Below are 9,449 nucleotides of genomic sequence, written 5' to 3'. Positions count from 1 at the left end.
GCGGGGGCGCGCCCCCCCGCCGCCCCCCCCCCGCCCGGGTGGCCGGCCCCACTGCGCCCCGCGCCGGGGGGGCGCCCCGGCCCGGGGGCCCCCCCACGGCTGTCGGCGGCGGGTGTTGTTCCAGCCGGTCGGGGGAGGTGCGCGCCGGCCGGTGTCCAGCGCGCCCCGAACCCTCCCTCAGTCCGTGGCCGTACTGACCGAGCGGGCCGCGAGGTAGCGGCCGGGGAAGTCGCCGCCCCCGTGGACCGCGAGGTCGGCGCCGTTCACGTACGACGCCTGGCTGCCCGCCAGGAACAGACAGGCGTCGGCCACATCGGACGGCGCGGCCATCCGGCCCATGGGGATGGTCCGCGCCACCGCGGCGCCTCCGTCGTCGCCGTAGACGGACGCGGCGTTCTCGGTGCGGATCAGGCCGGTGGTGATGTGGTTGACGCGGACCAGCGGCGCCCACTCAAGGGCCAGGGCGCGGGTCAGGCCGAGCAGTCCGGCCTTGGCGGCCGAGTAGGCGGCCGTCCCCGGCTGCGGGTCGTGCCCCGAGACGCTGCCGATGTTCACGACCGAGCCGCCCTCCTCCTGTGCCCGCATGACGCGGTTGGCCGCCTGGGCCGTGTAGAAGGGGGCCAGCAGATTGAGTGCGACGATCCGCTCGACGAACCGCGGTGAGACCGTGGCGGCGTCCGAGTCGGGCGAGCCCCCCGCGTTGTTGACGAGGGTGTCCAGCCGGCCGAAGCGGGCCGCCGCATGCTCGATCAGGCCGGCCGCCGCATCCGGGTCGCGTACGTCCGCCGCGAGGAAGGCCGCCGTGCGCGCGCCCGAGGCGGGCAGGGCGTCCGGTGTGCCGCGTCCGCACACCAGGACCTCGGCGCCCGCGCCGAGGAACGCCTCCGCGATCGCGTAACCGATGCCCTTGGTGCCGCCCGTGACGACGACCGCGCGTCCAGTGAAGTCCGCCGGGTTGCTGATGGTCATGAGCCGCCTCCGTGCCGTCCGGGCCCGGCTGCGCCATGGACGGCCGGGAGCTGGTACGGGATCAACCTACCAAGCGTTAGGTAGGTGAACTAGAGTGCCCGGGACTGGCCGAGAATTCCGACGGACGAGGGGTCTCCATGACGCAGGACCACCGGGCCCGCACCGTTCCCGGTGTGCTGGCGGACACCGCCCGGCGCCACCCGGACACCGAGGCGCTCATCGACGGTGAGACCCGGCTGACGTACCGCGAACTGGCCCTGCGGGTGCGGCGCGCCACCGCCGCCGTGATGGCGTCCGGAGTCCTTCCCGGTGACCGGGTGGCGGTCTGGGCCCCGAACGGGCACCGCTGGGTGGTGGCCGCGCTCGGGGCGCTCGGCGCGGGAGCCGTGCTGGTGCCGGTCAACACCCGCTACAAGGGCGAGGAGGCGGGCTGGCTGCTGGCCAGGAGCGGGGCCAGGACCCTCTTCGTGGACAACGGCTTCCTGGGCCACGACTACCTCGGATACCTCGGCGGGCTGTCCGGCGGCGCGGACTGCGGCACGGAGGGCGGCACCCCGCCGCCCGTCACGGCCTCCCCGGACGGCGCACCCGGCCCGGCCGGCCAGGACGGTGCACCCGATGCGGCGCCTACGGTCGGAGCACCCGCGACCGCCGTGCCCGGCCAGAGCCCCCTCCCCGCGCTGCCCGCTCTGGTCGACGTGGTGCTCATCGGCGGCGGCCCGGCGCCCGGGGCGCGCAGCTGGGAGGAGTTCCTGGCCGCGGGCGCGTCCGTGTCCGACGCGGCGGCCGGGGCACGCGCCGCCGGGGTCGGCGAAGAGGACGTCTGCGACATGTTCTTCACCTCGGGCACCACAGGACGGCCCAAGGGCGCGCTGACGGCTCACGGCCAGAACATCCGCGCCTTCGACGCGTGGAGCCGGCGGGCCGGGCTGCGCCACGGCGACCGGTACCTCATCGTCAACCCCCTCTTCCACACCTTCGGTTACAAGGCCGGGGTCCTCGCCTGTCTGGGCCGGGCCGCCACGATGGTGCTCCAGCCGGTCTTCGACGTACGGGAGACGCTGCGGCTGGTGAGCGAGGAGAAGGTGACGGTGCTGCCCGGCCCGCCCGCCCTCTACACCTCGATCCTCGGGCATCCGGACCGCCACGGCTACGACACCTCGTCCCTGCGCCTGGCCGTCACCGGTGCTTCCGTCGTGCCCGTCGCGCTGGTCGAGCGGATGCGTGAGGAGCTGAGGCTGACCGTGCTCACCGCATACGGACTCACCGAGTCGTGCGGTCTGGTATCCATGTGCACGGCGGACGACGATGCCCGGACGGTCGCCGAGACCTCCGGCCGGGCCGTGGAAGGTGTGGACCTCTGTGTGGTCGACGCGGCGGGCAACCGGCTCGGGCCGGGCGAGGACGGTGAGATCGTGGTCGGCGGATACAACGTGATGCGCGGGTACTTCGAGGACCCTGCCGCGACCGCCGGGGCGATCGACACGCTGGGCCGGCTCCGCACCGGCGACGTCGGACGCATCGACGAGCACGGCAACCTCACCGTCACCGGCCGGCTGAAGGACATGTTCCTGGTGGGCGGCTTCAATGTGTACCCGGCCGAGATCGAGCAACTGCTCGCACGGCACGGGCAGATCTCCGACGCCGCGGTCGTCGGGATACCGGACCCGCGGCTCGGTGAGGTGGGCCGGGCCTATGTCACCGCCCGGCCGGGCGAGCGGCCGGACCCCGCGGAGGTGATCGCCTACTGCCGGGAGCGGCTGGCGAACTTCAAGGTGCCCCGCGAGGTCGTGGTCCTCGACCGACTCCCGCGCAACGCCCTGGGCAAGGTCGTCAAGACCGCCCTGGACAGGGGCTGATCAAGGTGTACGCGGTCAACGGGCCCGACGGACCAGGGGCGTTCACCTCCGTACCGGTGGTGTCCGGCCGGCAGGCCGTGTTCCGCGGCTGACCGCGAGACGCGTCAGTAGGCAGGGCACGCGGAATCCCACGGGCACGTGGAGTCCAGGGCACGCAGAATTCAGGGCACACAGAGGTATTCCGGGCACGGTGAGTGAACCGGATCACTTTCTGTTCATGTTCAGGCATAGGTAAAGGCCGAACGGGGAGGTGACCAGACCGCTGGTGTGAACCAGTGGCATCGGTTCGGTGATTGAAAGGCAGAACACACGTGTCGGCAAGCGAGACCATTCATGTAGACGGGATGTGGCGGGGCGCCGCGTCCGGCGCCACACGGGAGGTTCTCGACCCCGCCGACGCGAAGACCCTGCAGATCGTGGCCGAAGGCGACGCGCAGGACGCGGACGCCGCCGTGCGGGCCGCGCACACCGCTTTCGCGGGCGGCCAGGGCGACTGGCCACGCACGCCCGTGGCCGAACGCGCCGCGCTGCTGCGCCGGGTCGCCGGACTGCTCCAGCGCGACCGCGAGGAGATCGCGCTCATCGAGAGCCGTGACACCGGCAAGACGCTGGAGGAGGGCCGGGTCGATGTCGACGATGTCACCAACGCCTTCCGGTACTTCGCCGATCTGGTGATGAACGAGAGCGGCGGCCGGGTCGTGGACGCAGGTTCGCCCGATGTGCACAGCGTCGTCGTGCACGAACCGGTCGGCGTCTGCGCGCTGATCACCCCGTGGAACTACCCCCTCCTTCAGGCGAGTTGGAAGATCGCACCGGCCCTCGCCGCGGGCAACACCTTCGTGGTCAAGCCCAGCGAGGTCACCCCGCTCTCCACCGTCCATCTGGTGAAGCTCCTGGTGGAGGCGGGGCTGCCCGCCGGAGTGGCCAACATCGTCACAGGCCCCGGTGTGCCCGTGGGGGCCCGGCTGGCCGCCCACCCGCAGGTCGCACTGTTCTCCTTCACCGGGGGACTGGCCAGCGGTACCACGGCGGCGAGTTCGGCCGTGGCCGGTGCGAAGAAGATCGCCCTGGAGCTGGGCGGCAAGAACCCCAATGTCGTCTTCGCCGACGCCTGCGCCACCGATGAGGGCTTCGACACCGCCGTCGACCAGGCGCTGAACGCCGCCTTCATCCACAGCGGCCAGGTCTGCTCGGCCGGTGCCAGGCTCATCGTCGAGGAGTCCGTACGGGACCGCTTCGTCACCGAACTGGCCCGCCGCGCCGAGCGGATCAGGATCGGCCGCGGCACCGCCGAAGGCGTCGAATGCGGACCGCTGGTCTCCCAGCAGCAGCTGGACAAGGTCGAGGCGTACGTCGCCTCCGCGCTGGCCGAAGGGGCACGCCTGCGCTGCGGCGGCAGGCGCCCCGAGCCGTCCGACGACCGGCCCGCCACCGGCTACTTCTACGCGCCCACCGTCCTGGACGGCTGCCACCGCTCCATGAAGGTCGTGCGTGAGGAGACCTTCGGCCCGATCCTGACCGTCGAGACCTTCCGCGACGAGGAGGAGGCGGTGACACTGGCCAATGACACCGAGTACGGACTGGCCGGCGCCGTCTGGTCGGCCGACACCGCCCGCGCCCGCCGGGTCGCCGCCCGGCTGCGGCACGGCACCGTCTGGATCAACGACTACCACCCCTATCTCCCGCAGGCGGAGTGGGGCGGTTTCGGCAAGTCCGGCATCGGCCGTGAGCTGGGCCCGTCCGGCCTGGACGAGTACCGCGAGTCGAAGCACATCTACGAGAACCTCCGGCCCGCCCCGGTCGGCTGGTTCGCGGGCTGACTGCCCGTCTGTTCCCGTACCACGCAAGAGCGTCAGCACTTTGCAGAAGGAGCAATGCCCCATGCCTCCGGAGATCTCCACGGTCACCGCCGACTACGTCGTCGTCGGTGGCGGCACCGCGGGCTCGGTGATCGCCTCCCGGCTCACCGAGGACCCCGCCGTCAGTGTCGTCGTCGTCGAGGGCGGCCCCACCGACATCGACCGCGACGACGTCCTCACCCTCCGCCGCTGGCTCGGCCTGCTCGGCGGCGACCTGGACTACGCGTACCCCACCACCGAGCAGCCGCGCGGCAATTCGCACATCCTGCACAGCCGCGCCAAGGTGCTCGGCGGCTGTTCCTCGCACAACACCCTGATCTCGTTCAAGCCGCTGCCGGGCGACTGGGACGAGTGGTCGGAGCACGGTGCGGCCGGCTGGGACGCGAAGTCCATGGACCCGTACTTCTCCAAGCTCCGCAACAACATCGTCGCGGTGGACGAGAAGGACCGGAACGCCATCGCCCGTGACTTCGTGTCCGCCGCGCAGCAGGCGGCGGGCGTCCCGCGCGTGGAGGGCTTCAACAAGAAGCCGTTCCACGAGGGCGTCGGCTTCTTCGACCTCGCTTACCACCCCGAGAACAACAAGCGCTCATCGGCCTCGGTGGCCTATCTCCACTCGCACATCGAAGCGGGCGACCGGCCCAACCTCACGATCATGCTGGAGACCTGGGCTCACCGGCTCGAAGTGGAGGACGGCCGCGCGACGGGCGTACACGTCCGCACCAAGGACGGCGAGGAGATCCTCCTGCGGGCCGGCCGCGAAGTGCTGGTCTGCGCGGGCGCGGTGGACACCCCGCGGCTGCTGATGCTGTCCGGCATCGGCCCGAAGCAGGATCTGGAGGCGCTCGGCATCCCGGTCGTGCACGACCTGCCGGGCGTCGGCGAGAACCTTCTCGATCACCCGGAGTCCGTCATCGTGTGGGAGACCGACGGGCCCATCCCGGAGAACTCGGCGATGGACTCCGACGCAGGTCTCTTCGTCCGCCGCGACCCCGGATCGCGCGGACCCGACCTGATGTTCCACTTCTACCAGATCCCCTTCACCGACAACCCGGAGCGCCTCGGCTACGAGAAGCCCGAGCACGGCGTTTCGATGACCCCCAACATCCCCAAGCCCCGCAGCCGCGGCCGCCTCTATCTGACCAGCGCCGACCCCGAGGCCAAACCGGCCCTGGACTTCCGGTACTTCACCGACGAGGACGACTACGACGGCCGGACACTGGTCGACGGCATCCGCCTCGCCCGCGAGATCGCGAAGACCGAGCCGCTCGCCCACTGGCTCAAGCGCGAGGTCTGCCCGGGGCCCGATGTCGTGTCCGACGAGGACATCAGCGAGTACGCCCGCAAGGTGGCCCACACCGTCTACCACCCGGCGGGCACCTGCCGCATGGGCGCCCCTGACGACGCCCTGGCCGTGGTCGACCCGGAGCTGCGGGTCCGCGGGCTGTCGGGCATCCGTATCGCGGACGCGTCGGTCTTCCCGACGATGCCCTCGGTCAACCCGATGATCGGAGTCCTCATGGTGGGCGAGAAGTGCGCCGAACTGCTGACCGCGGCCCAGGGAGGTACGGCATGACCACGACCAGTACCCAGGCGGACTCCGGCGACGGGGAGCCGCGCGGCGACGCGGCGGCCGCGGCCGGCGACGGGAAGCGCGGCACCGTCTTCTCCGTCCGCAATCTGTGGAAGGTCTTCGGCCCGGGTGCCGACCGGATCCCCGCCGACACCACGCTGACCGGTCTGAGCGGAGAGGAACTGCGGCAGCGCACCGGCTGCACCGCCGCCGTACGCGATGTCTCCTTCGACGTCCACGAGGGCGAGGTCTTCGTGGTCATGGGCCTCTCCGGCTCCGGCAAGTCGACACTGGTGCGCTGTCTGACCCGGCTCATCGAGCCGACCAGCGGCGGCCTCACCATGGACGGCGAGGACGTCCGCGCCATGGACAGGACCAAGCTGCGCGAACTGCGCCGCCACCGCGCCGCCATGGTCTTCCAGCACTTCGGGCTGCTCCCGCACCGCACCGTCCTGGACAACGTCGCCTACGGCCTTGAGGTCCAGGGCGTGAGCCGGGCCGAACGCCGCGCCAGGGCAGCCGGTTTCATCGAGAAGGTCGGCCTGACCGGCCTGGAGGACCGGCGCCCGAGCCAGCTCTCCGGTGGCCAGCAACAGCGGGTCGGGCTGGCCCGCGCACTCGCGGTCGACCCCGAAGTCCTGCTCTTCGACGAGCCGTTCAGCGCCCTCGACCCGCTCATCAGGCGCGATATGCAGGAGGAGGTCGTACGGCTGCACAAGGACGAGGGCCGCACGATGGTCTTCATCACCCACGACCTGTCCGAGGCGCTGACCCTGGGCGACCGTATCGCCCTGATGCGGGACGGCCGGATCGTGCAGCTCGGCACCCCGGAGGAGATCGTCGGCTCGCCCGCCGACGACTACGTACGCGACTTCGTACGCGACGTACCGCGCGAACAGGTCCTCACCGTCCGCCGTGCCATGCGCGCCGCACGGGGCAGCGAGGCCGACGAGGGCGAGTCGGTCGAGCCCGGCACGCTCATATCCGACGCCATCGACACCGTCGTCCGCTCCGGAAGCGCCGTACGCGTCGTCGAGGGAGACCGGTGCCTGGGCGTCGTGGACCACGCCTGTCTGCTCGCCGTGGTGGCCCGTCTCGACGAGAGCCCGGCCGAGAGCGGAGTGGCCGCCTGATGCCCACGCAACCGGCCCACGTGCCCGTCCGCCCGCCCGTCCCCCCGGCCGCCCGGAGGCGCGCATGACGGCCACCACCGCCACGCCCGTACCCGCCGACACCCCCGCCGCTCCCGGCAGGGCGGCCAGGCTCCGTGGGGCGCTGCTCCACCGGGCCCCGGGCAAACTCCTCGTACTCGCCGTCGCCGCCGCCGTACTGGTCCCGATCGCGAACTCCCTCTGGTCCGGCGGGCTGTGGCCCGGCGCCCTCACCGTGGACGTCTCGAAGCCGCTGGGGCACGTCAGCGACTGGATCATCGACAACCGCGACACCCACCCGGTGTTCCTGTACTTCCTCGGCTATCTCAGCAACGCCGTGATCATCGCCGTACGCGCTGTCTATCTGGTGCTGCTCGCCCTCGGCTGGACCGGGGTCACCGCCGGGGCGACCCTGCTGGCCTGGCGGGTCGCCGGCTGGCGCATCGCCGCGACCGCACTGGTCGCCTTCCTGGTCAGCGGAGTGCTGGACATGTGGGTGCCGACGATGCAGACCCTCGCGCTGATGGTGGTGGCCGTCGTCGTGTCCGCCGTCGTCGGAGCGGCGCTGGGACTGGCGGGCGGCCTGTCCGACCGGCTCTTCCGCATCCTGCGCCCGGTGCTCGACACCATGCAGGTGCTCCCGGCCTTCGCGTATCTGCTGCCGGTGGTCCTGGTGTTCGGCATCGGCGTCCCGGCGGCGCTGCTCGCCACCGTCGTCTACGCGGCGCCGCCGATGGCCCGGCTCACCGCCCTCGGGCTGCGCGGCGCCGACGCCGGGGTCCTGGAGGCCGTCGCCTCGCTCGGCTCCACCGCACGCCAGCGGCTGGTCACCGCCCGGCTGCCGCTGGCCCGCAAGGAACTGCTGCTGGGCCTCAACCAGACCATCATGATGGCCCTCTCGATGGTCGTCATCGCCTCACTCATCGGCGCCGCTGGGCTCGGCGACCGCGTCTACCAGGCGCTGGCCTCCGTCGACGTCGGCGGGGCGCTGGCCGCGGCCATCCCGATCGTGCTGCTCGCCATCGTCATGGACCGCACCACGGCCGCTGCCGGGGCGCGCCTCGGCAGTGAGCCCTCCGGGCCGGCCGCCCTGCGCGGCCCGCGCGGCTGGGCCCTCGCGGCCGCCGGCACCGCCGTCGTCGCGGTGGCCGGCCGGCTGGCGGGCTCCACGCTCTGGCCGTCCGGGGTCACCGTCGCCATCGCACGGCCCGTCGACGACTTCAAGGAGTGGATGGTCGACCACCTCTACTCCGGGGTCCCCGTCGTCGGCGGCACCGCCGACTGGGCCGCGCACTTCACCTCGTGGATCCTGGACCCGCTCAGGGACGGGCTGACCGGCCTGCCCTGGTGGGGCGCGCTGCTGATCGTCGCCGCCCTGGCCTGGCTGATCGGCACCTGGCAGACCGCGTTCACCGCGGTGCTCGCGCTCTGCGCGATCGGCGTACTCGGCATGTGGAAGCCGTCCATGGACACGCTCTCGCAGGTCCTCGCCGCACTGGTCGTCACGCTGGTCATCGGCTTCGCCGTGGGAATCCTCGCGGCGGGCAGCCGCCGCACCGAAGCCGTACTGCGCCCGGTCCTGGACGTCATGCAGACCATGCCGCAGTTCGTCTACCTCATCCCGGTGGTCGCGCTCTTCGCCGTGGGCCGCGCCCCGGCCGCCGCCGCCGCGGTCGTCTACGCGCTGCCCGCCGTCATCCGCATCACCACCCAGGGCCTGCGCCAGGTCGACCCGGCGGCGGTCGAGGCGGCACGCTCGCTCGGCGCCACCCGGCTGCAGACCCTGCGCCAGGTCCAGCTGCCACTGGCCCGCCCCGCGCTCCTGCTCGCCGTCAACCAGGGCGTGGTGCTCGTGCTCGCCGTGGTCATCATCGGCGGCCTGGTGGGCGGCGGGGCACTCGGCTACGACGTCGTCACCGGACTCGCCACCGGCGACCTCGCCGTCGGACTCGTCGCGGGGGTGGCCATCGTCTGCCTCGGCCTGATGCTCGACCGTGTCACCCAGCCCACCGAACGCCGCATCCGGAAGGGGGCCTGA

At 72.2% G+C, this 9,449-nt stretch carries 6 protein-coding genes; 5 read left to right on the top strand and 1 reads right to left on the bottom strand.

The features are described from left to right. Nucleotides 1-177 precede the first annotated feature (177 nt). Complete coding sequence (locus ACWGKJ_RS18835) at nucleotides 178-969, bottom strand: SDR family oxidoreductase (protein ID WP_385029487.1); 792 nt, start codon at nucleotides 967-969, stop codon at nucleotides 178-180. A 137-nt stretch (nucleotides 970-1,106) separates the two neighbouring features. Here ACWGKJ_RS18835 and ACWGKJ_RS18830 point away from each other — a divergent pair, with 137 nt between their 5' ends. The 5 genes from ACWGKJ_RS18830 to ACWGKJ_RS18810 all read left to right on the top strand — a co-directional run bounded on the left by ACWGKJ_RS18830 (nucleotide 1,107) and on the right by ACWGKJ_RS18810 (nucleotide 9,449). After that, nucleotides 1,107-2,828 (top strand): AMP-binding protein, encoded by a 1,722-nt coding sequence (locus tag ACWGKJ_RS18830; RefSeq protein WP_385029484.1) that lies wholly within the window; start codon nucleotides 1,107-1,109, stop codon nucleotides 2,826-2,828. Nucleotides 2,829-3,172: 344 nt separating this feature from the next. Beyond that, on the top strand, nucleotides 3,173-4,648 hold the full coding sequence (locus tag ACWGKJ_RS18825) for an aldehyde dehydrogenase family protein (protein WP_385029496.1): 1,476 nt from the start codon (nucleotides 3,173-3,175) through the stop codon (nucleotides 4,646-4,648). A 61-nt stretch (nucleotides 4,649-4,709) separates the two neighbouring features. Then, nucleotides 4,710-6,263 (top strand): GMC family oxidoreductase, encoded by a 1,554-nt coding sequence (locus ACWGKJ_RS18820; protein ID WP_385029481.1) that lies wholly within the window; start codon nucleotides 4,710-4,712, stop codon nucleotides 6,261-6,263. Beyond that, entirely contained in the window at nucleotides 6,260-7,393 is a 1,134-nt protein-coding gene (locus ACWGKJ_RS18815; RefSeq protein ID WP_385029477.1) for a quaternary amine ABC transporter ATP-binding protein, read from the top strand. Before ACWGKJ_RS18820 ends, ACWGKJ_RS18815 begins: the two co-directional genes overlap by 4 nt. 64 nt (nucleotides 7,394-7,457) lie before the next feature. Further along, nucleotides 7,458-9,449 carry an ABC transporter permease gene (locus tag ACWGKJ_RS18810; RefSeq protein WP_385029474.1) on the top strand — a complete coding sequence of 664 codons (1,992 nt, stop codon included), beginning with the start codon at nucleotides 7,458-7,460 and terminating at the stop codon, nucleotides 9,447-9,449.

It is taken from the genome of Streptomyces sp. NPDC054757, from assembly GCF_053612185.1.
Note: the sequence above shows the minus strand (reverse complement) of the source record. Positions and strands in the feature narration are given on the sequence as shown.